This window comes from Corynebacterium glaucum (genome assembly GCF_002287505.1).
Lineage (GTDB): Bacteria > Actinomycetota > Actinomycetes > Mycobacteriales > Mycobacteriaceae > Corynebacterium > Corynebacterium glaucum.
On the sequence record NZ_CP019688.1, the window covers coordinates 1,918,347 to 1,944,324 of the forward strand.

24 protein-coding genes are annotated in these 25,978 nt (G+C 64.2%); 5 read left to right on the forward strand and 19 right to left on the reverse strand.

Annotated features, from left to right (window positions below):
* Nucleotides 1-224 precede the first annotated feature (224 nt).
* The 12 genes from pdxY (CGLAU_RS09315) to CGLAU_RS09370 form a co-directional block, all read right to left on the reverse strand.
* Nucleotides 225-1,043, reverse strand: coding sequence for a pyridoxal kinase (gene pdxY, locus CGLAU_RS09315; RefSeq protein ID WP_095660459.1), 819 nt, complete (start codon nucleotides 1,041-1,043; stop codon nucleotides 225-227).
* 22 nt (nucleotides 1,044-1,065) lie between these two features.
* Nucleotides 1,066-2,052, reverse strand: a complete 987-nt coding sequence (locus tag CGLAU_RS09320; RefSeq protein WP_095660460.1) for an Abi family protein — start codon at nucleotides 2,050-2,052, stop codon at nucleotides 1,066-1,068.
* Nucleotides 2,053-2,150: 98 nt separating this feature from the next.
* Entirely contained in the window at nucleotides 2,151-3,062 is a 912-nt protein-coding gene (gene pdxY, locus CGLAU_RS09325) for a pyridoxal kinase PdxY (RefSeq protein ID WP_095660461.1), read from the reverse strand.
* Between the two features lie 24 nt (nucleotides 3,063-3,086).
* Nucleotides 3,087-4,409: a hemolysin family protein gene (locus tag CGLAU_RS09330; protein WP_095660462.1), complete on the reverse strand. Its 1,323-nt coding sequence runs from the start codon at nucleotides 4,407-4,409 to the stop codon at nucleotides 3,087-3,089.
* Nucleotides 4,410-4,979, reverse strand: a complete 570-nt coding sequence (ybeY, locus tag CGLAU_RS09335; protein WP_095660463.1) for an rRNA maturation RNase YbeY — start codon at nucleotides 4,977-4,979, stop codon at nucleotides 4,410-4,412.
* Nucleotides 4,976-6,022 (reverse strand): PhoH family protein, encoded by a 1,047-nt coding sequence (locus CGLAU_RS09340; protein WP_095660464.1) that lies wholly within the window; start codon nucleotides 6,020-6,022, stop codon nucleotides 4,976-4,978. The genes ybeY and CGLAU_RS09340 overlap by 4 nt, the downstream gene beginning before the upstream one ends.
* 14 nt (nucleotides 6,023-6,036) lie before the next feature.
* Nucleotides 6,037-6,729, reverse strand: coding sequence for a 16S rRNA (uracil(1498)-N(3))-methyltransferase (locus CGLAU_RS09345; RefSeq protein WP_095660465.1), 693 nt, complete (start codon nucleotides 6,727-6,729; stop codon nucleotides 6,037-6,039).
* Nucleotides 6,729-7,862, reverse strand: coding sequence for a molecular chaperone DnaJ (dnaJ, locus tag CGLAU_RS09350; protein ID WP_095660466.1), 1,134 nt, complete (start codon nucleotides 7,860-7,862; stop codon nucleotides 6,729-6,731). Before dnaJ ends, CGLAU_RS09345 begins: the two co-directional genes overlap by 1 nt.
* 16 nt (nucleotides 7,863-7,878) lie before the next feature.
* Nucleotides 7,879-8,889, reverse strand: coding sequence for a heat-inducible transcriptional repressor HrcA (hrcA, locus tag CGLAU_RS09355; RefSeq protein ID WP_095660467.1), 1,011 nt, complete (start codon nucleotides 8,887-8,889; stop codon nucleotides 7,879-7,881).
* A gap of 11 nt (nucleotides 8,890-8,900) precedes the next feature.
* On the reverse strand, nucleotides 8,901-10,091 hold the full coding sequence (gene hemW, locus CGLAU_RS09360; protein ID WP_095661156.1) for a radical SAM family heme chaperone HemW: 1,191 nt from the start codon (nucleotides 10,089-10,091) through the stop codon (nucleotides 8,901-8,903).
* A gap of 120 nt (nucleotides 10,092-10,211) precedes the next feature.
* Nucleotides 10,212-10,880 (reverse strand): hypothetical protein, encoded by a 669-nt coding sequence (locus CGLAU_RS09365; protein WP_095661157.1) that lies wholly within the window; start codon nucleotides 10,878-10,880, stop codon nucleotides 10,212-10,214.
* Nucleotides 10,881-10,973: 93 nt separating this feature from the next.
* Nucleotides 10,974-12,788, reverse strand: a complete 1,815-nt coding sequence (locus tag CGLAU_RS09370) for an AMP-dependent synthetase/ligase (RefSeq protein WP_095660468.1) — start codon at nucleotides 12,786-12,788, stop codon at nucleotides 10,974-10,976.
* A gap of 43 nt (nucleotides 12,789-12,831) precedes the next feature.
* On the opposite strand from CGLAU_RS09370, the gene CGLAU_RS09375 reads away from it, so the two are divergent.
* Nucleotides 12,832-14,970, forward strand: coding sequence for a 4-alpha-glucanotransferase (locus tag CGLAU_RS09375; protein ID WP_198305104.1), 2,139 nt, complete (start codon nucleotides 12,832-12,834; stop codon nucleotides 14,968-14,970).
* Nucleotides 14,971-15,017: 47 nt separating this feature from the next.
* Here CGLAU_RS09375 and CGLAU_RS12390 read toward each other — a convergent pair whose 3' ends face one another.
* From CGLAU_RS12390 to CGLAU_RS09390, 4 genes are all read right to left on the reverse strand, one after another.
* Nucleotides 15,018-15,158, reverse strand: coding sequence for a hypothetical protein (locus tag CGLAU_RS12390; RefSeq protein ID WP_095660469.1), 141 nt, complete (start codon nucleotides 15,156-15,158; stop codon nucleotides 15,018-15,020).
* Nucleotides 15,151-15,300, reverse strand: coding sequence for a hypothetical protein (locus CGLAU_RS12395; RefSeq protein WP_198304907.1), 150 nt, complete (start codon nucleotides 15,298-15,300; stop codon nucleotides 15,151-15,153). Before CGLAU_RS12395 ends, CGLAU_RS12390 begins: the two co-directional genes overlap by 8 nt.
* 16 nt (nucleotides 15,301-15,316) lie before the next feature.
* A complete protein-coding gene (locus CGLAU_RS09385) occupies nucleotides 15,317-16,273 on the reverse strand; it encodes a chymotrypsin family serine protease (RefSeq protein WP_095660470.1) in 957 nt (318 codons plus the stop codon).
* A gap of 83 nt (nucleotides 16,274-16,356) precedes the next feature.
* The gene (locus CGLAU_RS09390) at nucleotides 16,357-18,315 is read right to left on the reverse strand and encodes a M3 family metallopeptidase (RefSeq protein WP_095660471.1); all 1,959 of its coding nucleotides are present in this window, start codon (nucleotides 18,313-18,315) and stop codon (nucleotides 16,357-16,359) included.
* A 32-nt stretch (nucleotides 18,316-18,347) separates the two neighbouring features.
* Between CGLAU_RS09390 and CGLAU_RS09395 the strand changes: the two genes are divergently transcribed.
* Nucleotides 18,348-19,595 (forward strand): carboxylesterase family protein, encoded by a 1,248-nt coding sequence (locus tag CGLAU_RS09395; protein WP_095660472.1) that lies wholly within the window; start codon nucleotides 18,348-18,350, stop codon nucleotides 19,593-19,595.
* 9 nt (nucleotides 19,596-19,604) lie between these two features.
* Here CGLAU_RS09395 and idi read toward each other — a convergent pair whose 3' ends face one another.
* Nucleotides 19,605-20,144 carry an isopentenyl-diphosphate Delta-isomerase gene (gene idi, locus CGLAU_RS09400; RefSeq protein ID WP_198304909.1) on the reverse strand — a complete coding sequence of 180 codons (540 nt, stop codon included), beginning with the start codon at nucleotides 20,142-20,144 and terminating at the stop codon, nucleotides 19,605-19,607.
* Nucleotides 20,141-20,692 (reverse strand): hypothetical protein, encoded by a 552-nt coding sequence (locus CGLAU_RS09405; protein ID WP_095660473.1) that lies wholly within the window; start codon nucleotides 20,690-20,692, stop codon nucleotides 20,141-20,143. Before CGLAU_RS09405 ends, idi begins: the two co-directional genes overlap by 4 nt.
* Before the next feature lie 86 nt (nucleotides 20,693-20,778).
* On the opposite strand from CGLAU_RS09405, the gene CGLAU_RS09410 reads away from it, so the two are divergent.
* On the forward strand, nucleotides 20,779-22,617 hold the full coding sequence (locus CGLAU_RS09410; protein ID WP_095660474.1) for an ABC transporter ATP-binding protein: 1,839 nt from the start codon (nucleotides 20,779-20,781) through the stop codon (nucleotides 22,615-22,617).
* 21 nt (nucleotides 22,618-22,638) lie between these two features.
* Here CGLAU_RS09410 and CGLAU_RS09415 read toward each other — a convergent pair whose 3' ends face one another.
* Nucleotides 22,639-23,397, reverse strand: a complete 759-nt coding sequence (locus CGLAU_RS09415) for a hypothetical protein (protein WP_157731336.1) — start codon at nucleotides 23,395-23,397, stop codon at nucleotides 22,639-22,641.
* A 127-nt stretch (nucleotides 23,398-23,524) separates the two neighbouring features.
* Here CGLAU_RS09415 and CGLAU_RS09420 point away from each other — a divergent pair, with 127 nt between their 5' ends.
* Nucleotides 23,525-24,766, forward strand: a complete 1,242-nt coding sequence (locus tag CGLAU_RS09420) for a hypothetical protein (protein ID WP_157731338.1) — start codon at nucleotides 23,525-23,527, stop codon at nucleotides 24,764-24,766.
* Nucleotides 24,760-25,968: a pentapeptide repeat-containing protein gene (locus tag CGLAU_RS09425; RefSeq protein WP_095660477.1), complete on the forward strand. Its 1,209-nt coding sequence runs from the start codon at nucleotides 24,760-24,762 to the stop codon at nucleotides 25,966-25,968. Before CGLAU_RS09420 ends, CGLAU_RS09425 begins: the two co-directional genes overlap by 7 nt.
* Nucleotides 25,969-25,978: the final 10 nt, after the last annotated feature.

Consider the following 25,978-nt stretch of genomic DNA (forward strand, 5'->3'; position numbering starts at 1 on the left):
CCCATGCCCAGCCCCAACCACTCACCCCGACGACCCAGCCCGTCCCAGGCCGGGCCAAAACCCATCTCAAACCCGGACAATGCCGACAAACCCGGATAGTTGGTGGCCATTATGTATCTAAGTTTGTACGTAAGACCATGAAGTTATCCGGGTTTGCTGGAATTGTCCGGGTTTGGAGTTGAGTGGGAGGAGCCGGGCGGGGGGCTTGGCTGGTTGGTTGTTGGCTAGACCGGGGTTGGGGTGAAGCGAGAGCGCGGGTCGACGATAAGGTCCTGGCACTCGACGAGCGGGAGTTCAGCGAGGTCGCGCTCGCGCACCACGGAGACGATGTCGAACATCGTGCCAGCCAGGTGTGAGAGCCGGTCTGCGCTGGGTTGATCCTGCATGGCGGCAAAGAGCGCGGTCGCCAGGTCACCCGCACCGACAACGTTCCCGCCCAGGCGCGGCGTTTCCACCAACAGGGCCGCATCAGGCGTGATGTCGAGCATGCCCAGGGTCTCATCGGTGTACGCACCGATGGAGGTGACCAGTGCACGGTCGCAGAGATTCCGCGCCGCAGAAACGGTGTCGCCGACCGTGAGCAAATCGGTTCCGGTCAGAAGGGCGAGTTCCCAATGGTTGGGCGTAATGGCGTCGGCAAGCGGAATGAGCTGCTCCCTGAATACATCCGGGATTTCCTCGCCCACGAACGACCCGACGGTGGCGTTGCCGATCACCGGATCGCACACGTACAGCGCGTCCGGATTGGCGGCCTTGATGCGCTGGACGGTGTCAAACACCACCTCGGCGAGTTCGGGCGAGCCAAGGTAACCGGTGAGAAACACGTCGACCTCGCTGAATGCGAAGGACATCCCGTCGAGCACCGCAGCAACGTCAGAGGGCGCGATCACAGGCCCGCGCCACGACGGGTACTCCGTGTGGTTGGAGAAGTTCACGGTGTAGACCGGCCACACTTCGTGGCCGAGGCGCTGCATCGGAAACACCGCGGCCGAGTTGCCGACGTGGCCGAATGTGACAGCGGACTGCAGCGAAATGATGTTCACACATTGATCCTATGGGATCCCTTCAAGGATTCGACCACAGGTCAAGATCGCGCCAGCCGGCCGGGACACCCATGGACGCAATCGTAATCGAGTCGCTTTCCGGAAAGGTCGAAAGCAATGCGCCAAGGCGCGGCACCCAACCTGTTCCGGTCTCTACAGACCGCAGAAGGTAGGCAACTATAGCGAGTGCGTTATACGTGCCGAATTTAGCTTTCGGAGAGTCAGACTCCACCAGGTGATCCAGAGATGAAATCTGTCCCGCCTTCGGGCGTTTCGGAGCGTGTTGAAGCTTACGGTTGAACAAACGCGAATGATGAGCCGCTACGTTCCGGACGTAGTTCAACGAGCTAAGCCAGCTTGCCATGAGTTTCTTGTTGGGGACACCAAACTGAATCGCAACAGTTTCGGCATCTGCTTGGGGCATGCCTTGGTACAGTCTGGATAGTTGTCCCAACTCGAGGATCTCGGTGAGAGCCCAAATTGGCATTCGATCGTCGTATTTGTCTCGAAAGTGTGCGACAAACCTCTCATCGGACCCATCCCGGCGTTCTTTGACCCTGGTGAGCCACTGGACGTGTTTACTAGCGGCCGGTTGACGGCTGTCGGTTCTTGACTCAGTGAAGGATCGATCGAAATAATCCGGGTTTTCGTGTGTAAACGGCCCGTGCCGGCCAATTTCATGACCGATCCGCATCCTTGCTGCGATTTCGATCCGCTCCACCCCATCTAGAACCGCCAAGCGCAGGCTCCGATCAAAGTCCACTAACTCGATCGCATCGTTTAGCCTTGTGCCCTCTCGATATTTGGGGAGAACCGTTATTTGGCGCCGGCCGTCGAAATCAACGCGGGCTTCGGTTTCTAAGAATGGGTACAGGTACCCGGTGAGTCTGTAGTAACCGATCGAGTTCAGGAGGCGAGCAGCCTGCGATTCGTCATCAATCGTGAGTCCCCGCAAACGCAATCTCTCTATCTGTTGCTCGACCGACAGCCAATCTTTTTGATACTCCACTCTTCCTAACCCCCGGTGGAAGAAAATCAGCCCGCGCACTGGGCAACGGGCTGATCATGATGACGCAATTATAGCACCTGGGGTGTCCCGGTCAATGCCTACAGCGCTTCGACGCTGAACTGCATGCGCGGATTGGCGTAGAATTCCTGCGCCTCGACCAGTTTCAGCTCGCGCGAGTCCGCTTCGAAGGTGAGCTTCAGCATGTCGTAGACGCTGGATGCGGTCTTCGCCAGCGCCTCCGCGATCGGTACGGTCTCGCCCGCAGAAGCGGCCCCGCCCGCAGATGCGGACTCCCCCGCGGCACCCGCGGCGCCCGCGTTCAAATAGTGCCCCGTGAACAGCGCGGCGGTGACGTCGCCGGAGCCGTTGCGCTTGAACGGCAGGCGAGGCGTCTGCACGATCCACGCGCCAGCGTCGTCAACCGCGATCATCTCCACGACGTCCTCCGGCGCATCCGGGCGCTCCACCGAGGTCACCAGCACCACCGACGGCCCCATCTCGCGCGCCGCCGCAGCCGCACGCAGCGTAGAATCCAAATCGGTCGCGTCCTGCTCCACCAAATACCCCAGCTCGAACTGGTTCGGCGTGATCACATCCGCCACCGGCACCACCTTGGAGCGCAGCAGCGGCGGGATGTCATCGGCCACGTGGCAGCCGGACTTCGCGTTGCCCATCACCGGGTCGCACGCGTAAATCGCCGCGGGGTTCGCCTCTTTCACCTGCGCCACAGCATCCACGATGACTTCGGCGATCTCGGAAGAGCCCTGGTAGCCGGACAACAGGGCGTCGATAAGCGAAAAAGCCCCTCTCTCCCCGACTCCCGCAATCACCGAGGCGACATCCGCCGCCGGAATGATCGGGCCCTGCCACTGGCCGTAACCCGTGTGGTTGGAGTAATTCACCGTGTACACGGGCCAGACCTCGTGCCCGATGCGCTGCAGCGGGAACACCGCCGCCGAGTTTCCCACGTGCCCGTAGGCCACCGCCGATCGGATCGAGAGAATGTTCATAGGAGCTATTTTGCTTGTCGACGGTCAGTCCTGCGCAATCGGCTCCTCTTCCGCGGAGATGGGCACGTCAATGAGCACGGTGCGAGTCTTCACGCGACCGCGGCGATCGCGGCCGCCTTCGGCGGTGTAGGTCAGCCCGTTGTGGGTGATGGAGGAGCCGGGCAGGGGCACGCGGCCGAGCTCGTACGAGAGTAGGCCGGCGACGGTGTCGACGGAGTCTTTGACCTCGTCCTCGTAAACCAGCTCGTAGTCGAGGTGGTCGGTGAGGTGGTCGACCAGGTCGTCGAGCGGGAGGCGAGCCTGGACGCGCAGCAGGCGCTCATTGAGGTGCTCGATGGGCGCGGCTTCGTCCTCGTCGTATTCGTCGGTGATCTCGCCGACGATCTCTTCCAGCAGGTCCTCCATGGTGAGCAGGCCAGCGACGCCACCGTATTCATCGATCACGATGGCGATGTGCGTGTTCAGCTGCTGCATCTCCTTGAGCAGCACGTCGAGCGGCTTCGATTCGGGGACGAAAAGCGGCTCGCGGCAGGCGCGCAGGACACGGGTATCTGGGTCGATGGGTGCGCCGTCGTCGCCGAACATGTCCTTCAGGTAGGCGACGCCGACGATGTCGTCGACATCCTCGCCGATCACCGGCACGCGCGAGTGGCCGGAGCGCACCATGAGGCGCGTGACCTGGGCGGCAGTTTTGTCGTCCTCGATCCAGATCATTTCCGGGCGCGGCACCATCACTTGGCGGGCGTGGGTGGACGCGAGGTCGAAAATGTTCTGGATCATGCGGCCTTCGGTGGTTTCCACCACGCCTTGTTCCTGTGCGACCTCGACCATCTCGCGCAGCTCTACCTCAGTGGCATACGGCCCGTCGCGGAAGTCCTCGCCCGGGTGGAAGACATTTCCCACCCTGATGAGCAGGCCGGACAGCGGTCCGAGGAAGCGGTGGAACGCGATAAGCCACTGCGCGGCGCGCAGCGAGATGGTGTACGGGTTGCGCTTACCGGCCGTACGAGCGAAGACGCCGATGATGCCGAACTGCAACAGCGTTACCGCGGCGACGGCGGCGGTGATCGCCCACGCGTCGGAATCGATGAGGTCCATAGCCAACATCGCGGCGAACACCGCGGCGACCACGTCCAGGACGGTCCGCAGCATCACCAGCGTGTTGACGTGGCTGGCGCGGTTGTCCAGGACGCGAAGCAGCGCATGAGCACCGGAGACTTCGTCTTTGTGCATCGTCTCCACGCGCGCCCGCGAGATCGGGGCAAGCGCCGACTCCACCGAGCCTAAAAGGCCCGAAAGCAGTAGCGCGACGACGGTGGTGACGGCGTACGCGGCGGTGAATTCCACCTACTGATCCGCCTCCCGCATCTTGCGGTCCAGCTCGTCGCGGTCGGCGGCCGACGGGAACGCGTGCGTGCCAGTCGGCTTGGGCTGATACTCCACCCCGCGCGCGCTCAGCGAGTCGTACCAGTCCGCGAGCAGCTCGTTCTGCAGTGCGAACATTTCGCGCTCGTCGTCGGGCGCGATGTGGTCGTAGCCCAAAAGGTGCAGCACGCCGTGGACGGTGAGCAGCGCGAGCTCGTGGGCCAAGTCGTGGCCGGCCATGTCCGCCTGCTTGCGCGCGTACGACGGGCACAAGATGATGTCGCCGAGCATCGACGGGCCGAGCTCCTTGGCATCCGGGCGCCCGCCACCGGGAGTGAGCTCATCCATGGGAAAGCTCATCACATCCGTCGGGCCTTCCAGGTCCATCCAGCGCACGTGCAGGTCTGCCATCGTCGGCTCGTCCACCAGCGTGATGGTGGCTTCCACGTCGGGGTGCACGTCCATGGCTGTCAGCGCGTAGGAGCAGACGTCGATAAGCATTTGCTCATTGACCTCTGCCTCACCTGACTCATTCAAAACTTCGATGCTCACGGCTGCGCCTCCGCTCCGCTTCCAGCTCCAGCTTCGGCCTCGCGCTCGCGCTCCAGCTCGCGCTGGCGCTTTTCGTAACGCGCGGCGTTCTGCGCGTCGTGGCGGTCGTAGGCGGCGACGATGCGCGAGATCAGGTGGTGGCGCACCACGTCGTCCGCGCGCAGCTCCTGGAAGGAGATGCCTTCGATATCGCCGAGGATGCGCCGCGCCACGCGCAGGCCGCTGACGGTGCCGCGCGGCAGGTCGACCTGCGAGACGTCGCCGGTGACCACCATCTTCGAGCCGAAGCCGAGGCGAGTGAGGAACATCTTCATCTGCGCGCCGGTGGTGTTCTGGGCCTCGTCGAGGATCACGAACGCATCCGAGAGCGTGCGCCCGCGCATATAGGCCAGCGGGGCGACTTCGATGATGCCGGCCTCGATGAGCTTCGGGATCATCTCCGGATCGAGCATGTCGCGCAGTGCGTCGTACAGCGGGCGCAGGTACGGGTCAATCTTGTCGCTCAGGGTGCCGGGCAGGAAGCCGAGCTTCTCGCCGGCTTCGACCGCGGGACGGGTCAGAATAATGCGCTTGACCTCTTTGTTCTGCAGCGCCTGCACCGCCTTCGCCACCGCGAGGTAGGTCTTGCCAGAGCCGGCCGGGCCGATGCCAAACGTAATCGTGTTCTCGTCGATCGCATCCACGTAACGGCGCTGCCCAGCGGTCTTCGGGCGGATCACCTTGCCCTTGCGCGCGACAATCTCCGCGCCGAGCATCTCCGCGACGGACTCCGGCGCCTCCGTCTCCATGATGCGGGTCGCGTGCACCACGGTGTCCGCGCTGATGGGTACGCCGCGGCGCGCCATGGACTCCAGCTCGTCGAACACGCGCAGCACGTGCGCCACGCGGTGTTCTTCGCCGCGCACCGTCACGGTTGTGCCGCGCGCGTGCACGTCCACACCGAGGTTCTGGTTGAGCACCCGCAGGTTCTCGTCGTTGACCCCGAGCACGGACTGCGCGTACGCCGAGTCCAGATCGATCTTGCGAGTGACCAGTTCTTCCATAACGCTCCCTTACCCTACCAGCGGTTTGTCAGCGTGCCGATCGCACAAAGCCCAGCAAACGCCGCGCTCGCCGTGCGCAACACCTCCGGCCCAAGCTTCACGGGCGTGCCGCCGATCAGCTCCAGCTCGTCCGCACCGATGCCACCTTCCGGACCAATCACCAAGTACAGCTCGTCGCCGAGGTCCACCTCTTTGATCGAGGTTTCAGCATCCTCGTGCAGCACAAGCTTTTGCTTATCGACGCCTCCGAGCTCACGCGAAGTCATCGGAGACGAAACCTGCGGCACCCACGCTCGGCGGGCTTGCTTCGCACTCGCGAGCGCTTGCTGCTGCCACTTCTCTACCTGCTTGGCCTGCTTGTTCTCCGGCCAGCGCGCGATGGTGCGGTGCGAGATCCACGGAATGATCGCGTCCGCCCCTGCCTGCACTGCGAGGTCGACGGCGAGTTCCGCACGCTCCGACTTCGGAATCGCCTGGACGACGGTGACGCGCGGGGTGGGCTGCTGAACGGTGTGGTGGCCGACAGCCTCTCCCCGAACTTCTGATTTTGAGGCTGCGGTGACTTTGACTTCGGCGGCGAGCCCGCAGCCGTCGATAAGCATGATGTGCTCCCCCGCCTCGATGCGCTTGACGTGCGCATGCTGCGCCTCCGCGCCGGTGAGGACGCCGGCGAGCGGGTTGGCGCTGAGGAAGTACGGCAGCGACACTAGCGGCGGAACCGATCTCGCACGCGGGAGAAGAAGCCCTCGCCGGCGGGGCCCTCCTCGGTATGCACCGAAGTGTTGTCGGCGCAGCCGTCGCGCAATGTCTCAAGGGCCTCGCGCTCCTGGTTGGACAGCTCCGTGGGCACGACCACCTGGACGTGGGCGATGAGGTCGCCCGAGCGGTCCGAGCGCACGATCGGCATGCCCTCGCCGGGCAGCACGATGGTGTCGCCGGGCTGGGTGCCCGCGGGGACCTCGATGAGGGTATCGCTGCCCGCGAGGTTGGGCACGGTGATCTCGGTGCCCAGCGCGGCGTCGTACATCGGAACGTTGAGGCGCAGGCGCAGGTGCTCGCCGTCGCGCATGAAGTACGGGTGCGGCTCAACCTGCACCTCCACGTAGAGGTCGCCGGCAGGGCCGCCGCCGTGGCCCACCTCGCCCTGGCCAGCCATGCGGATGCGCATGCCGGTGGCGATGCCCGCGGGGATGTTCGCGATGATGTCGCGGGTCGCGCGCACGCGGCCATCGCCGGCGCACTGGCGGCACGGATCCTTGATGATCTCGCCGAAGCCGCGACACTTCGGGCAGTCGCGCGTGGTCATGATGTTGCCCAGGAAGGACTGCTGCACCTCCTGGACCTGGCCCATGCCCTGACAGTTATCGCAGGTGACGGGCTTAGATTCGGATTCGGAGCCGGTGCCGTGGCAGCGGTCGCACACCACGGCGGTATCGACCGAGACTTCCTTCTTCACGCCCGCGTACGCCTCTTCCAGCGTGACCGTGGTACGCAGCAGGGCGTCGTTGCCGTGCTGCACGCGGGAGCGCGGCTCGCGCGCTGCGGCGCCGCCGCCGAAGAACGCCTCGAAGATATCGCCTAGGCCACCGCCGAAACCGCCCGCACCCGGGCCCATGTCGGCCTGCTCCATGGGGTCTCCGCCGCGGTCCACAATCGAGCGCTTCTGCGGATCCAGCAACACCTCTTGCGCCAGCGAAATCTCCGCGAAGCGCTCCTGCGCCTCCTCGGACGGGTTGACGTCCGGGTGATACTTGCGCGCCAGTTTGCGGTACGCCTTTTTAATCTCTTGTTCGGTCGCTTCCCGGTCCACACCAAGGATGCCGTAGTAATCCCGAGCCAAAACTGACAAAACCTTTCTATTCGCCGCGCAGAATGCGGCTGATGTAGCTGGCGACAGTGGCAACCTTTTGAATGGTACCCGGATAGTCCATATGCGTCGGACCGACGACCCCTAAGCCGCCGAGGGCCTCCGCGCCAGCCCCGTATGCAGTTGTAACAATGCTGGCACGCGATAATTCCTCATCCTCGTTCTCGCGCCCAATGCGCACCGAAACCTGCTCCAGCTCCTGCGCGCTGGCGAGCAGTTTCAGCACCACCACCTGCTCCTCCAACGCGGCGATGACGGTATGCAGTTCGCCGGCCAGGATGAGGTTGCCGGCGCCTGCGATGAGCAGGCGGTCCGAGGTGGTCTCCACCAGCGTGTCAATCAGCACGGCGGTGGCGCGCTCCACCGCCGGGGCGATCGCCTCCGGTGCGCGTGCCGCCAGCGCCGCAAGCTGTTGCGCCGCCTCGCGCATCGTGACGCCCACCAGCACGTCGTTGAGCAGCTCGCGCAGGGCGCGCACGCCGTCGTCGTCAATCGGCGCGTCCAGCTCCACGTTGCGCTGGTCGACGCGCCCCGCGTCCGTGATCAGCACCAACAGCAGCCGGGTTGGCGAAAGCGCCACCACTTCGCAGTGCTTCACGCGGCTCACGTTCAGAGTGGGCAGCTGCACCACCGCCGCCTGGTTCGTCAGCTGCGCAAGCAGCGTCACCGAGCGGCGCAGCACATCTTCCATGTCCACGCCGTTTTCCAGGAAGTCCAGGATCGCGTGGCGCTCCGCACTCGACAGCGGCTTCACGTCGTGCAGTGCGTCCACAAACGCGCGGTAGCCAGCCTCCGTCGGAATGCGTCCCGACGACGCGTGCGTCTGCTCGATGTAGCCTTCGCTCTCCAGCACGCTCATGTCGTTGCGGATCGTCGCCGGCGACACCTTCAGCCCGTGGCGCTCCACCAGCGCTTTCGACCCCACTGGCTCCTGGCTGGCGATGTAATCAGCAACAATGGCGCGCAGGACCGCCCGTCGCCTCTCTTCCGCCGCACTCATAGTTGCCCAGGTTACTCTGCGTCTTCAGAAGCAAGGAGGTCGGTGATGATCCCGTCGATAAGCAATCGGCCCTTGTCGGTCACTGCAATGCGCTCACCTTTCGCAAGGAGGCCGTTTCGCACATGCTTATCGACGTCACCGTTAACCCACCCCGACGGCACCCCTTGCTTGAGCCGCAGTCCCAGCATGATGTCTTCGAAGTGCAGGATGTCGGCGGTGAGCTCTTCGGTTTCGGCGATGGGGAGAGTTCCTCCCGCGAGCATTGCGGCGTAGCGCTCCGGGCGCTTCACGTTGCGGAAGCGGGTGTGGTTGATGGTGCTGTGGGCGCCGGGGCCGGCGCCCCACCAGTTGCCGCCTGTCCAATACAGCAGGTTGTGGCGGCATTCGCCGCCCGGCTTCGCCCAGTTGGACACCTCGTACCAGTCGAAGCCGTTCTTCTCGAGGGCGTCGGCGATGAGCTCGTAGCGGGTGGCGTAAGTGTCTTCGTCCGGCTCCGGCAGCTCGCCGCGGCGGATCTTGCGGGCCATGGCGGTGCCGTCTTCGACGATGAGGCTGTAGGCGGAGACGTGGTCGACTGGCGTGTCGAGGACGGCGTCGAGCGTCGCGCGCACGTCGTCGTCCGTTTCCGTGGGCGTGCCGTAGATCATGTCCAGGTTGATGTGGGCGAAACCGGCAGCGTGCGCCTCGCGGGCAGCTTGGGTGGCGCGGCCCGGGGTGTGGCGGCGGTCAAGCACCCTGAGCACGGGTGTGGATGCCGACTGCATGCCCAGCGACACGCGCGTGAAACCGTGCCTGAGCAGGCCTTCGAAGTACTCGGGGCTGGTCGATTCCGGGTTGGACTCGGTGGTGATCTCCGCGTTCGGATTGATGCCGATCGTGTTCTTGATCGCGGTGAGGATGCGGCCCAGGCCGTCGGCGCCGAGCAGGCTTGGCGTTCCGCCGCCGATGAATACGGTGTCCGCCTTCGGGAGTTTCTGGGTGGCGGCGAGCTCGAGCTCCTTCTCCAGCGCATCGAGGTACGTCGCGTGGGAGGTGTCCACCTCGGTCGGCGTGTAAGTATTGAAGTCGCAGTATCCGCAGCGGGACGCACAGAACGGAACGTGGATGTACACGCCGAACGCGTCATGTTTGGGCGCCTCCGGTTCAGGCGCGCTCGGTTCAGCCAGCGGCGTGTCGGTAGAGCTTCGCAAGGGCTGCGTCATGGCGGCCATTGTAGGGTCCTGCCCTTCCATCCCTGTAAAAGATTGCAATGTTTTACAGAACGTCTGGCTGGCGCGGTGCCCAAGCGGGCGCGGATGCCCAAGCGGGCGCTGGCACAGGGGCTAGGCGCCGCGGCGGCGGCGCTTTGCGGCGACCTTGGCCACGATGGCGTTGATACGCGCGCGCTCCTCCAGGAACTCGGGCGGGTTCTGGCCACGCATGGTGCGCGTGAAGGCGGGGTGGTCGGCGCAGACGGTTTCAATCCACCCGTCGGCGGCAGCTTCGACCAGATCACCCACGCGGGCGTAGAGGTGCGGCAGGCTCACGGCACCGAGTTCGCGCGCGACGCGGTCGGTCTGCTCGAGCACGAACTCAACCACCTCGCCGAGGTGCTGAATCACCAGGTCGGTGCGGCCGGTGAGCGCATCGTGCATGGTCTGCACGGAGTACGGCGCGTCCAGGGGGAAGAGGTCTTCGAGCCCGCAAGCGTCGAGAAGCTCTGGCTCCGGAACCTTTTCTTCTGGGTGCGCTGAGGCTGAGAGCACCCCGGCGCGCATGCCTGAGGTGAGCGCCTGTCGCAGGCCGATGAGTTCGCCGACGACGCGGCGCGCGTCTTGGCGGGCATCGTCGACGATTTCGGAGAACTCGGCGAGGCAGTCGTCGGCGAGCTCGCCGTCGTAATCCGCGATGGATTCGGCGATGTGCTCGATGTACTCCGCAACCTCGTCGCCGATGTTGTAGATCTCCTGGGTGAGCTCGCGATGGCGCAGCATGGCGGCAGTTTTATGCACGCAGGACACCCCCAAGAATCTTAGGCAACTACAAGGAAACTGGGGGCAATGCTATTGCACGCGCACGCCCAAGGTTGCAAGGCGCGCCGACATTTAGCGTTGGTACAGCTTGTCGATGTCGTCCTTGAAGCGCTCGAAGACAACGTTGCGCTTGACCTTCATGGTCGGGGTGATTTCGTCGTTCTGCTCGCTCAGATCGCGGTCCAAAATGCGGAACTTTTTGATCGCTTCAGCGCGCGATACGGTGGCGTTGGCCATGTTGATCGCGTCCTGAACCTCGGCGCGCAGAGCCGGATCTTGCACAACTTCGGCGGTCTTGCGGTTCGCCGGAATGTTGTGGTTGGCCTTCCAGCGTTTGAGCTCTTCCTCATCCAACGTCACCAGCACACCGACGAACGGCTTGCCGTCGCCCACCACCAGCGCGTTGGAGATCAGCGGGTCTTGGCGGATGATTTCCTCCATCGGCCCAGGCGAGACGTTCTTGCCGCCGGCGGTGACAATCAGGTCCTTCTTGCGGCCGGTGATGCGCACGTAGCCGTCGTCATCGATCTCGCCGAGGTCGCCGGAGTTGAACCAGCCGTCAGTGAACGCCTCTTCGGTGGCTTGCGGGTTGTTCCAATACTTCGTGAACACGCCGGGGCCCTTGAACTCGATCTCGCCGTCCTCGTTGATGCGGGCGGAGTAGCCGTTCACCGGCCGACCGACGGTGCCGACCTTATTGGCGTGCTTGTTGTTCACGCAGGATGCGGCGCAGGTTTCGGTGAGTCCATAGCCCTCGTAAATGGGCACGCCCATGCCGCGGAAGAAGTGCGACAGATCCGAGCTCATCGCGGACCCGCCGGTGATGCCGTACCAGACTGAGCCGCCGATGCCGTCTTTGATCTTGGAGTAGACGAGCCGCTCAAACATCTTCACCTTGGCTTTTTGCACTCGCGACGGGCCTTCTTCGGTGTCCAGCGCCTGGGAGTACTCGATCGCGGCGCGCTCCGCCTCCAAAAAGACACGTTTGCCAATCGCGGACCCGTCGGCGGCCTTGTTGTACGCGGCCTCGCGCACCTTCTCAAACACGCGCGGCACGCCGAGCACCAGGTTCGGACGCACACGCTGCAACTCCACGGACAGCGTCGACGTGTCAGACCAGTGCGACTGCGTCATCCCCACTATCGAACACGCGATGGACACTGCGCGTTGCAGAACGTGCGCGAGCGGCAGGAACGTCACCACGCGGTTGCCGGGCTGCGCCACCTTGCCAATCTCGTTCTCAAGCAGCGCGTTGCACTGGTACGCCCAGTTGCCGTGCGTCAGCTCCACACCCTTTGGCCGGCCGGTGGTGCCGGAGGTGTACACGATCGAGGCGAGGTCGGAGTGGGTAAGCGTCTGCCACCTGTCGTCGATAAGCTTTTGCTCAACATCTCGACCTTCGAACTTGATGGTTTCCACTCCGGCCGAGTTGAACTCGTAGAGCCGTTCGAGCTTCGCATCGCCATACCCGCTGAGAAACGGCGTGAGCAGCTCGGTGTGGTCGCGGGTTTCGGCGAACGCGATTTTCGCGCCGGAATCCTCCAAAATCCACTGGATCTGGTGCAGCGAGGACGACGGATACACCGGCACCGTCACCGCGCCGGCGGCCCAGATGGCAAAGTCCATGAGCTGCCACTCGTAGCGTGTGTTGGACAGGATGGCCACGCGATCGCCCCGCTCTACACCTGCGTTGATCAGGCCCTTTGCCACGTCGTACACCTCGGTGAGGAACTCGCCGGCGGTCACGTTCACCCACTCGTAGTTGCGGGGGCGGGAAAAGAGGACGATGTGCGGCTGGGTTTGGCAGAGGGTGATCAGGCGGCGGATGCAATTGTCCCGATCGGTCAGCGTGAACCCGAGCTCGGTGGTGCAGGACTTTGACGGCATGGGGGCCACCTTACCGCGTGCTGTGGCAGAATTGCCTTCTGTGATGAACGGGGAACTCCTGCTGCAACTGGCCGAGGCATACGGCCTCGGTACCAGCTACCGCGCCTCGAATGGCCTGATCACTGCGCCTCCCGAGACGTCGTATGTGAAGTTGCTGCGAGCTTTGGGCGTCTCGCTTGACGACGAGCCGGGCGACGAGGAACTTCAATTCCACCTGCAAGCCCGCCGAGCGGAGTTTGCCACCCGTCCCCTCCCTCCGTGCGTGGTCGCGACCGCCGGCTACGAGAAGCACTTCAACGTGCACGTGCACGACGGCCATTACGCGCACTGCTGGATCAAGCTTGAGGACGGCTCCTCGCGCGACGCGTACCAGGACGAGAACTGGACCCCGCCGTTTACCGCGGATGACGGTGTGACCTGGGGCGAGGCAACGTTCCACGTGCCGGGCGACCTGCCAATCGGCTGGCATGAGCTGCACCTGGAATCCGATGATTTGGATGAGGTGTGCACGCTGATCGTTGTGCCCGAGGTGTTGGAGACCAACCAGGAGTACATCCAGCACCCGGTGTGGGGCGTGATGGCGCAGCTGTACTCGGTGCGCTCGGAGGAGTCCTGGGGCATCGGCGACTTCAACGATCTAGGCCGCCTTGCGGAGATCGTCGCGGCGGAGGGCGCAGACTTCCTCCAGATCAACCCGGTGCACGCCGCACAGCCGGTCCCGCCGGTGGAGGACTCCCCGTACCTGCCAACGTCGCGCCGGTTTGTGAACCCGATCTACATCTCTGTCGAAGCGGTGCCGGAATTTCGGCGGCTTTCAAGCCACGTGCGGGTGCAGATCATGGAGCTGGCCAAGCCGCTCAAGCGAATGAACCGCACCGCCGAGCCGCTGGACCGCGACACGATTTTCCGGGTCAAGCTGACCGTGCTGCGCGAACTGTTTTTCCTGTCCATGTCGGACGAGGCCCGCGCAAACGACTTCGAGATGTTCGTCGAAGATGAAGGCGAGGGCCTGGAGGAGTTCGCGCGCTGGTGCGCTCAGCAGGCCGTGGAGACGGAATTGAGCCGCCACGCTGGGCCGCAAGAGCTCGACGAGCTCACCCAGTTCTACATGTGGCTGCAGTTCATTGCCGACGAGCAGCGCCGCATCGCCCAAGAGCGCGCGGAGGCTGCGGGCATGAAGATCGGAATTATGACGGACCTCGCGGTGGGTATCCACCCTGGCGGTGCCGACGCGCACGCGCTTCGCGACGTGCTGGTGGCCGATGCCTCCGTCGGTGCCCCGCCGGACCAGTACTCCCAGCAGGGCCAGGACTGGTCGCAGCCGCCGTGGAACCCGCAAAAGCTCGCCGAGGCCGGCTACGGCCCGTGGCGCGATCTGCTCCGCACGGTGCTGCGCCACTCCGGAGGCGTGCGCGTGGACCACATCTTGGGCCTTTTCCGCCTGTTCTGGCTACCGCGAATGGATTCTCCTGCCGAGGGCGCGTACATGAACTACGACCACGAGGCGATGGTCGGTGTGCTCGCGCTCGAGGCGCAGCGCGCCGGTGCCGTGGTGGTCGGCGAGGACCTGGGCACCTTTGAGCCGTGGGTGCAGGAGGTGTTGCGCGACAAAGGCATCCTGGGCACGACGGTGCTGTGGTTCGAGTCGACCCCGTGGGACAACTCGCCGCTGCCGTCCGAGCAGTACCGCAACCTCTCGCTCACGGCCGTGGGCACACACGACCTGCCTCCGACCGCGGGGTACATGAAGGGCGCGCACAACGAGCTGCGCCACGAACTCGGCTTGGTGCAGGAGAGCCTGGACGAGCTCAACGCCAACGACGCGGTGTGGATCAGCCAGGTGCTGGCCCACGCCCAGGCAGAGGGCGCATTCAAAGGCACGTCGGCAGCGGATCTTGACTTCATGAACCGCGACCTCGGCGAGTACGGCGATGTCAACGCACTGCTGATCGGGCTTACCCGCTTCATTGCTTCCACCCCGTCCGCGATGACGTGCACCAACCTAGTGGACATGGTGGGTGATGAGCGGATTCAGAACCAGCCTGGCACGAACTCGGAGCAGTACGAGAACTGGTGCATTCCGCTTACCGACGCCCAGGGCAACCCCGTTCTTCTCGAACATCTGAAAGAGATGGAGCTGTTTCACCGGGTGGCTGAGGCTTCACGCCGCCCGGGCCAGTAGAGGCAATTTGGGGCTGAGGCGATGGGGCGATGGGAAAAGGGGTGTGCCTACAGCGCACCCACGATCGCGGCGACGATGACGAGGCCGATGAGGACCCACATCACCTGGGTAACCAGGGATTTGGGGTACTTGCGCTTCGATTTGGGCAGCCGCTGATCTTGCCGCCGCAGCTCCTCCGGGTTAGCCATGGTTGTTCATGGTAGCCCACCGGTTGGCTACCCAATCCACCATCTTCAATCCCAGCCAGGCCACGACACCGGCTGGCGGCAGCGCTGCGAGGAGAATGATCGGCAGCTGCAGCCAGGGGCTAAGTCCAACGAGCCACGACATAGTTGCTCCCCCGCCGCTACAGCGACTTCGCACGCAGGTCGAGCACCGTGCCCACGAGCGGAATCAGCCCGATGATTGCAGAGATGACCATGACCGCGATCTCCGCAACGACGAACCGCATCGTGTCGGTGTTCGGAGTTTCTGGCTGCTCCGCGACGCGCACCACCGGCTCAGCACCACGTTCCACTGCTGGCACCTCCGGGGGCAATTCAGGCTCGTCCGCTGGCGCGGTCTCGCGGTGCAGGCGATGAAGTTGGCTCTTGAACCACTCCTCGAGCTGGTGCTTCGAGTGGAGGTTGCCGTTCTGCAGCGTGCTCGCGCGCTCCACGTAAAAACGCTGCGCACCGGGGCTCACGGTGAGTTCGTTGTGTCCGGACAGCACTCCAACGACCCCTTTGCCTGGAACGAACACCGGCCCGCCGGAGTCGCCGTCTTTCGGCCACCCCGGGGTGTCGAAGAAGAGCGACTGCTCGACGTTGCCCAGGTAGATGCCGCACGACGGGGTCTCGGTCGCGTTGTGGGACGCGAAGCCGTAGTAGCAGACCTGGTCGCCGGAGACGATCGAACTCGACGGCACCGCTGCACCGCCGAAGCGGTTCTCCTCAACAACCACGCTGTCGTACCACTCGATCACGCCGAAGTCGTTAGAAGACTCCCGGGTTTCAAACTGCGGGCTGGGCGAGAACTTCCCGGCCGGGTCGGCCATACGGTTGCCTGCAGCGTCTGTGAGGTACACCTCAGCTCCCTCGATGCCGCAGTGCGCGGCGGTGAAGCTGGTCTGCGCACCCGGCACGTTGTGGCCGATGGTGCAGGTCTTGAACTGCGAGCCAACGTCGATGGCGATCTTGCCGCCCTGGCGAGCTACCGCAGGCTCGGCAGGCGCGCCGGCAGCGGGGGTGGCAAGCACCGATTGACCGGCAAGCATGCAAGTGGCAAGGCCGATGAGCAGGGAGCGAGTGCGGGCGCGCGTCATGATGAAGATCCTTCGAGTCCGGAGAGACCTTTGGGATCCTAATGAATCTCGTGCTCTGCGTCTACGCCAGATCTACGCCAGGTCTACTCCAGATCTACGCCAGCAAGGCCGCGACGCACCAGCAGCGGCCGGGTGTCCTTGCCGCGACCGCGGAACGCGGTGTACGCCTCGGTGTAATCCTTCGACGCGCCGACTGACAAGATCGTGTCGCGGAAGCGCTGCCCGATCTCGCGGCCGATGCCCACCTCCTGCACCAGCTCGAAGCCGTCGGCATCGAGCGCCTCGGCCCACAGGTAGGAGTAGTAGCCCGCTGAGTATCCGCCGCCGAAGACGTGGTTGAACCATGACGACCGGTAGCGCGGCTCCAGGCCCTCCACATCCAGGCCGACCTCCCGCAGCGCCTCGGCTTCGAACGCGTCAATGTCCTCCGGCACCTCGTCCTCCAACGAGTGCCACGCCAGATCGATCGCGGCTGCAGCGAGGTACTCCGCGGTGTCGAATCCTTGCCCGAACTGGCGCGACGCGCGCACCGCCTCGAGCAGCTCGTCCGGAATCACTTCCCCAGTGTCCACGTGGCGCGCGTAGTTGCGCACGATCTCGGGCGCGAACGCGTAGTTCTCGTTGATCTGCGAAGGAAACTCCACCCAGTCGCGTGGCACGTTCGTACCCGACAATGACGGGTAGCGCACGTCAGACAGCAGCCCGTGCAGGGCGTGGCCGAACTCGTGGAAGACGGTGGTCACCTCGTCGATAGTCAAAAGCTCCGAGGACAGCGACATCACATTGACCACCACCGGGCGGGTGCCGCGCAGGTGCGACTGGTCGACGAAGGAGCTCATCCACGCACCGCCGCGTTTCGACGGCCGCGCGTGGTAGTCCGTGAGCAGCAACCCGATCCCCGTGCCGTCGGCCTCTTTCACCTCCCAGACATCGACGTCGTCCCGGTATGCGCGCAGATCCTCGCGCCGCGCAACCGTGATGCCGTAGAGCAGGTTCGCGGCGTAAAAGGCGCCGTCGACAAGCACTTGCTCAAGCGGGAAGTACTTGCGAAGCTCCGCCTCATCGACCGAGAGCTCCTCCGCCCGGCGGCGGGCCTGCCAGTAGGGCCAATCCGCACCGTCGAGCTCCTCGCCCGCGAGCTCCGAGGCGAGTTTGCGCTCCATCTCCGCGTTCGCCGCGGCGGCAGGTGCGAGATCGGTGATCAACGCGCGCGCGGCAGCGGCACTGCCAGCAGTTTCCTCCGCAATGACGTAGTCCGCGTGCGAGGCGAACCCGAGCAGCTGCGCGCGCTCCTTGCGCAGCCGGGCGGACTCGACAATCAGCTCGCGGTTGGACTCGATGCCGCGGGCACGCGAGGCGTCGAAAAGCTTGCGCCGCGATTCCGGCCGCTCGAGCTGGGCTTGGAGTGCTTGGGTGGTGGGCAGCTCGATCGGCACGATGAAGCGATCGCCCTCGCGGTAGGCCTCGAGCTGCTCCTCACTCAGGCCCGCGAGCTCCTCGCGCGTGAATTCCACCGCGAGCGCCTGCGTGTCCGCGAGCAGGTTGCGCCCGAAGTGCTCCGACAGCTCAGAGAGCCGCTGATTGATCTCCTGCAGCCGAGTCTTGCCCGCGGTGTCCAGATTCGCCCCGCGGCGCTCAAATTGGCGCAGTGTGCGCTCGTGCAGCCGCTGCGACTCCTCGTCCGCCGGCACATCGAGCTCACGCAGCCGGCGGTAGAGTTCCTCGTTCTGGTAGATCGAGTCGGTGTGCGCGGACAGCTTCGGCACAATCGCGTCCGCGACCCGGTCAAACTCCTCGGTCGCGTCGGTGCCCTGCAGGTTGAAGAACCAGTTGCGCACCCGCTCCAGGTCCGTGCCTGAGCATTCAAACGCCTCCATCGTGTTCGCCCACGTCGGCTGCTCCTCAGTGGTGATGGCGGAGATCTCGCGCGCGTGCTCCGCCAGCGCGTGTTCAAAAGCCTCCTCGACGTGCGACAACTCGATCGCTGCGAAGTCGGGCAGTTGATAGGGCAGGCCGGAGGGAGCAAGCAACGGGTTCGTCATGGCGACAACTGTATCCCGTTAGGATTGGCCCCATGCCGACTGCCGAAGTCACTTGCCCCGCCGGCACCATCGTCGGTACCACCGACGGCACCACAAGCGGCGATGTCCGCCACTTCCACTCCATCAGGTACTCACGGTTCGAGGGAGCCTTCGACGATCCGCGCCCCGCAGAGCAGGGATTGCTTATCGACGCCTCGGCCGAACGCCCCGGCACTCCCGCTCTGTCCATCACTACCCCGCCGGATTCGAAGATGCTCACCGACCTGCCGGTGCTGGTGTACATCCACGGCGGGCGCTTTGAAACCGGCGACCACACCGAGACGTACTCCAACCCGGAAGGGTTTGCCCGCGAAGGCGTGATCCACGTGCGCGTGGGCTACCGCCTGAAATTCCCGGGGCTGCTGCAGTTCCCCACCGACCAGCCGGCGCACTACCGCGCCGTCGCCGACGTGCTGGAGGCGCTGGCCTGGGTGCAGCGCAATATCGAGGCGTTTGGCGGCGACCCGACGAACGTCACCGTCATGGGCCAGTCGGCGGGTGCGGCGATCGCGCTGTGGCTGTCCCGGCGCGACCACTACCGTGGCGAATTCCGCCGGGCGCTGGCGATGAGTCCGGTGTTTCCGCGCCGCGGCTTCCCAACGCGCAAGTGGGCGGCGCGCGGCGCGATCGGCAAACCGCTCACCCGCGACAGCCTCAACGCGCTGTTCGACTCCGACCGCGGCAAGTTCGACCGCGCCTACAAGCGCTTCCGCACCCAATACGTCACAGATATGGCGCTCGGGCCCCATCCGCTCGACACCGCGGAGCTTGCCGAGGTTCCGCTCGTAGTCACCGCCACGGACAAGGAGTTCTACAAGTCGGGCAAGGTTTACGACAGTACCGGACTCGGTCTTACGATGGCGCGCACGTTTGGCCCGCGGATGGACCTTCGCGGCGACGCCGCACGCGACTATCTCGCAGCGTTGAAGGAGCGAGACCGCCAGCACATTGCAGGCCAGCTCATCGGCGATTCGCTATGCCGCCGGTTTGCGGACATGGTGGCAGAAGGCGCGCCGGGACCGGTGTGGCTCGCGGAACACACCGACACCTTCCACTCGCAGGACCTCACCCCGCTCTTCCGCGGCGCTTTGCAGCCGTGGTTGCTGGAGTTCGTGCGCAGCGGCGAGGTGGGCTGGCCGCGCTACGACGAAAACCGCACCGCCATCCGGCGTAACCGCGATGGCGCCGCCGAGATAGTCACCGATCCGTTCGGATACCTGCGCGGCGCGTTCGAGTACTAGACGTAGGCACTAGACGTAAGCGCGGAGACCCGGCTGCGCCAGCTCTTCAACCAGCCAAGGCGAGAACACGAAGGGCGCGCTCTCTGCCGCGGCACGCAGCGTGGCGGGCACAACCCACGCCAGCGAGTCCACCTCGTCCGGGTTTGAGCCGACTTGCGCGTCCGGACGCAGCTGCGCCACGTAGACGGGGCAGATCTCGTGCTCGACGATCCCGGAGGAATCCACCGCTCGGTAGCGGAAGTCCGTCACTGCGAGTTCTAAGCCGGCGATGTCCTCAGGCGCAATGCCTAGCTCGACCTGGGCGCGGCGGTACACCGCCTCCTCGGTCGCCTCACCCGGCGCGGGGTGGCCACAGAAGGAATTCGTCCACACACCGGGCCACGTCAGCTTGCTCAGCGCGCGCCGCGTCATCAGCAGCTCGCCATCCGCGTTGAACAACCAGCACGAAAACGCCAGGTGCAGCGGGGTATCGGCGGTGTGCACCTCCGATTTGTTGGCGGTGCCGATGGCGTTGCCCAGATCGTCGACAAGCACTACCTGCTCGATCAATTGTTCAAGTTCCCGTCGAAAGTAACGTTGCCGATGGTGAACTCCGCGTCCCACAGGCTGCCGGACGAGACATCGAAGGCGTACTTCACGTTCACGGTCGCAAGGGGGCCGAGTGGGCGGTCGAGGCCGACGATGTCAATGCCCGCCTTTTCGCTGTCGATAGGCTTGGCGGTTTGCATGTTGCCGCCGCCAGAGTTGTAGCGCAGCTCAGTCCGCAGTGCATCCGCCGGCAGCGGTGCCTCTGACTTGTTGGTCACCGCGACCACAACAACCGTGCCGCCGCCCGGTGCATACGAGGTGCCCTGCCACTTGTAGCTCAACTCCATCGCGGGGTCATCGACGCTCTGGCCCTGGATCTCGGTGCTGGTCGCCGGGGCAACTTCCTGCACCTCGAAGTGCTGCTCGGGCCGGCCGATTGTGCTGGTGACTTCCACCTCGTTCTCTGGCTGGGTTCCCATGCCTTCCGAGTTGTCGTCATCGACCGCGCCGCCGCAAGCAGCCAGCGGAAGAACAAGCGCAAGCACTGCGAGGGTGTGGCGGTGAGACATGGTGGTGGCGGCTCCTCAACGTTCGAGCAGGTTCGAGCAGATAGCAGTATTTCGCCATAGTACCGCCCGGGGTAGCGTGGGCCGACATGCAGTCTTTGATCCGTGTCTTGCGCAGCGCCTCGGCATTGTGGCCCTTCTACCTTGGCGTGGTCGCGGTTTCCACCGCGGTGGCGGGATTAAGCCTCATCTCGCCGTTTCTCATCCGCGAGGCCACCGACACGATTGTCGACGGCGGCAGCGCGCGCACCGTCGTCTGGCTCACGGCCGGCCTCTTCGCCGCCGAGGCCGGCGCATCGGTGTTGCGCAACGTCTCCGGCTACCTCGGCGACATCATGGTCGCACGCATCCGCCAGATCCTTTCCACCCGCTACTTTGCCAAACTGCTCGCGCTGCCCCAGCGCTACTTTGACAACCAGGTGACCGGCACCATCATCGCACGGTTGGATCGTTCAATTGCCAACGTCACGCAGTTCATCCAGTCCATGGCCAACTCGTTTTTGCCGATGCTGCTGCAGGTCACAGCGATTCTGGTAATCACCGCGTACTACTACTGGCCGCTGACTGTGCTGCTCGCACTGCTGTTTCCGCTCTACACCTGGCTCACCGCGCTGACTTCGAAGCGCTGGCAGGGCTTCGAAGACGACAAAAACGCCCACATCGACCAGGCGAACGGTCGTTTCGCCGAAGTCGTCGGCCAGGTGAAGGTGACCAAGTCTTTCGTCGCAGAGGCACGCGAGCTTGACGCATTCGGCTCGCACTACAACGACACCGTCGGCATCACCCGTCCACAGTCGCGCTGGTGGCACTCGATGGACACGGCGCGCGGCCTGGTGATGAACCTGATCTTCCTGGGCATCTACCTGATCCTGTTCCTGCGCACCCTCGACGGGCATTTCACCATCGGCGAGATGGTCATGCTCATCCAGATGGTGACAATGGTGCGCCAACCGGTGACCATGATGAGCTGGATCGTCGATTCCGCCCAGCGCGCCATCGCCGGCTCCCGCTCCTACTTCAGGGTCATGGACGAGCCGGTCGAACCCACCGCCAACGCCCAGCTCGTAGCCGCCACCGAAACCGCCGGCAGCCCCCAGCTCACACTCGTGCAGCATGAGCCCCTGCCGGTGCGCGAGCCGGTCATCTCATTCGACCAGGTCAGCTTCGGGTATGAGGAGGAGGACTTTGTGCTTCACGACGTCTCCTTCACCGCCTCGGAGGGCCAGAAGATCGCCTTGGTTGGAGAGTCGGGAGGAGGCAAATCGACCATTGTGAACCTCCTGCTTGGCCTCTACCCCATCAACCGCGGCACGCTTTCCGTCTGCGGGCGTGACAGCGCCGAGTTGAGCGTCGAGGAACTGCGTGCCACCACCGGTGTGGTGTTCCAGGAGCCGGCCCTGTTCTCCGGTTCCGTGTTTGAGAACATCGCCTACGGTAAACGGGACGCAACGCTGGATGAGGTGATCGATGTAGCCAAGCGCGCAAACGCCCACGGCTTCATCTCCGCGTTCCCAGACGGCTACGACACGGTGATCGGCGAGCGCGGGCTGCGCCTCTCCGGCGGACAGCGTCAGCGCGTCGCCGTCGCCCGCGCGATGCTCAAAGACGCCCCGGTCCTGATCCTGGACGAGGCGACCTCCGCACTGGACACCAAGGCAGAGCGCGCTGTCCAGGCGGGTCTGGATGAGTTGATGCGCAACCGCACGACCATCATGATCGCGCACCGCCTCTCCACCATCGCCGATGTCGACACCATCATCACCCTGCGCGACGGCCGGGTGGACGAGATCGGTTCGCCAGCAGAACTGGCCACCTCCGGCGGCATTTATTCGGAGCTGTTGCGACTGACCGCCTCTTCGTCTGCGGCCGACCGGGAGCGACTGAAGGCCTTCGGCTTCCAGGGCGACCAGGAGGACGCGGCCGAGTAGGTGGCCCAGTAAGAGGCCGCCTTACCGGAAGTTCCACTCCAACAAGCTGGCCGGCACGTTCGACTCGAGCAACGCGCGAGCAGCGAGATCTTGGCCGAGCGTCGTTTTCTGCCCGCTGGAGAGATCCATCAGCCCGGAAGCGATGAAGAAGTCCTCGTTCGGCGATGACCCGGTGAGCTTCGCGTTGTACTCCAGCGGCAGGCCAGCCAGCGTGCCGGCATGGGTCATGGTCTGCAGGTAGAGCTCGGAAGAGCGGATTTCAATCTTGCTCGCGGCAGCACTGAACTGTTCCCACGCCCACAGCAGGGCCAAATCTACCGCGAACGGGAGGTGGGCAAATGTGGCGCTGCTGAGGTACTTCGCCGCGAACTGATCGTACGCCCACGCGTAGCCTTCGTCGCCGCGCTCCACGATGGCCTGGCCCATCTCCCTGGCCGCTTGCCCGGTGATCAGTCGACCTGCTGCACCGTCCCACTTGAGCATGCCGGAGTGCACCAGAACGGTGGCGTAATTGCTGCGACGCACCTTGGTGTCGTCCGCGCTGAGGGCGAACCTCAGGATGGAGTCCAAGAATTGACGGACCTCGTCAATGGGCGGAGCGCCGTCCAACTCGGGTTTGGTGGCGGCGAGTTCATCAGCCACCATGCGCACAAACAGCGGGGCATCGCTGCGCAGCAGTTCTACGACCGCGTCGTAACCGGTGAGCTCACCGGCGTCGCGGCGCTCTGCAACCTCGCTGACCTGCTCCGGTGTGAGGTTCGGAAGCAAGATAACGTCCATCTGGACCCCCATAATCTCGTCGGGCGCTTAAGGTGAGTGTATCGGAAGCATTTACCAACGCATTAATCTGCGTTAACAAATCATTAAGTTAGCGAACGCGGGGAGGAAGAACGTGGACGGTGAGCCGATGTCGCTGAAAGGACTGCGGCAAGCGATGATCCGGGCAGCGGATAACCACTTCCACCGGCTGGGGAACTCGTACCGGTGGGTGTTTGAATCCGGCGAGCTGGTGTGGTGGTTCGAAATCGAGAAGGAAGCCCGGCGCCCGATGTATAACATCTGGAAGCTGGACCACTATGCCCACAAAGATTGGGTGCGGGAGGATTACTCAAACCTCAGCGCGTCCCCCGCGGTGCCACTTTCGTTCTTCCACGATTGGCAGGCGGCAGACTTCGAGGTGGACTACCACCCTGAGCGAGACAACCTGCACGTTCTCCTGAATCGACTGCTCGACACGGGGCTTCCGGACCGCTGGCGCAGCACACAGGTGCGAGAACCCGCGGGTTATGACAATCTTGCGATTCGGGAGCGGGACATGGACCGATTCTTCGGCGCCCTTGCCTCTCACATGCACCGGCACCAGACCCTTGAAGACATCAAGCGCGCATACGAAGCTCATGGGATTGAAGCCACTCACGCGCTGGAGGAACATTGGGCCGACTTCGAACAACGGATGCGCGACTACACCCCAGCGCCGAAACCGTCCCCAGCGCCGCCCCTGCCGAAAGGCCGGGAGTTTGACACCCTGATCGTGCACAAACCGGACGATGCCGAGGAGGTTGCTCCTAAGGAGGTGGCGGAAGTCGTGGTCAACGCGAGCGTCGCTAAGCAAAAGCCCTCAGCTGAGCTGGAAGAGCTTTTGGCTGAGCTTAATTCCGAGTGGCCGCACCCGAGGCACAAGCCGAAGTTGACCGGGGACCGGTGTCTGACGTTTCGGGTACCCAAGAAGTCAAAGGCGAGCTTCGCGGCGTCGTTGATCCCGCTGCTGGTGGGTGAGGGTTTGCTCGCAGCGTACGAGAAGTCGGGAGACGTGTGGGCTTTTGGCGACGAATCGGTGGATCTGACGATGACCACGCGTAAGCATCACATGCCGTGGGTGACCCGGCGCGGCATCGGCGCGTGGATTGCGGCGACGAGTGAGGGCGAGGATTTCCTCATCGTTGAGGACCCGTACATGGACCAGGACTACACGCAGACAAAGGTCGAAGACGGCAAACACCGCGTGGAGGTGCGCGAAGGGTCCTTCGAAGACCACTGGGTGACGTTCTGTGACACGGTGGATGAGGCAGCAGCAGTGATGCAATGCTGGATGGACACCCGCGAGCGTTCGACCGACCACACCTGGGAGAAGATGGAGTTCACATGCTAGAAGACAGCGGCTACAGCCGTGAGTACCTGAACAAACAGCTCGCGTTCGCGCCTGAATGGCTGCCCGCGGATTACGTCGATGCCCTCGCCGCGGGCGACCACGTCGTGGCCCACATCGAGCTCGCCCCACCCGAGCCGTACTTGACGGACGGGAACGACTTGGAGAACATGCACCATGAGTTCGTGGCCACGTTCCCGCGTTTCGCGCCCGACTACTTCCCCATTGCCACCGACAACGGCGACTATGTGCTGCTGCACCGCCGCGCTGATGGCGGCATCGTCTGCGGCGAGGCCGATGTGTTCCAGGAGGAGTGGTTCTACGGCCCCTACCCTTCCTTCAGCGAGTGGGTCCAGGCCCGCACCGGCCCCGACAGCGAGGACGGGTACACATCCTCGCCGCTCGAGGCATCTGTGCCAGAAAAGACGTACACCCAGCGCCACCAGGGCGCGGTGAAGGAGCTGGACATCCGTGGCGAGACGTTCGAAGGCCTCGACATCCACGCGCTGAATGTGGGCGACTCCGCCTTCCATGGAATCACCGTGCGCGACAGCCGCGCGTATTACCTGCGGCTGGAGCGCTGCCGGCTCAGCGAGATTGCGTGGGAAGACTGCGAGGCGTCCCACGTGTCGCTCTTGGACAGCACGCTCGAGTACATCGGCCAGCCGATTGAGACGGGTTGGATTGAAACTATCGACGGGTGCACCTTGGAAGGCGTCACGCTCACCGGCTCCGCGGCACCCGGCACGATGAAGCTGGTGAACACGACAGTGCGCGGCGCACTGTTCAACCTCTCTGTCAGCGCCGATTACAGGTTCACCCAGCTCGCAGGCTGCGATTTCTCCGAGGCCACGCTGCACAAGGTGTCCTTCCCCGGCGTCGATGCTTGCCGCGTGAAGTGGCCCAAGGACAAGCAGCAGTTCGTGCTGGAGGATTGGCCGGCAATCGCAGGCAAGCTTTACGACGCCGCGCGGCAACTGATCAGCGCCTCCGACAAGGAATCACCGGAATACTTGGCCGCAGTCAAGGTGCATAGCGCCATTGCAGCCGACAATTCCTCCCACGCCCAAGAGCACGGCTGCTCCTCCATCAACGGCGAATGCTGCCCGGAGCGCGGAGCCCGCTACGCATCCGAGCTTGACCCGGCGGGGCAGGATCCGACGCTGATGGAAACCATCAACCAGCTCTACGCGCCATATCTGTAGGCGTACCCTC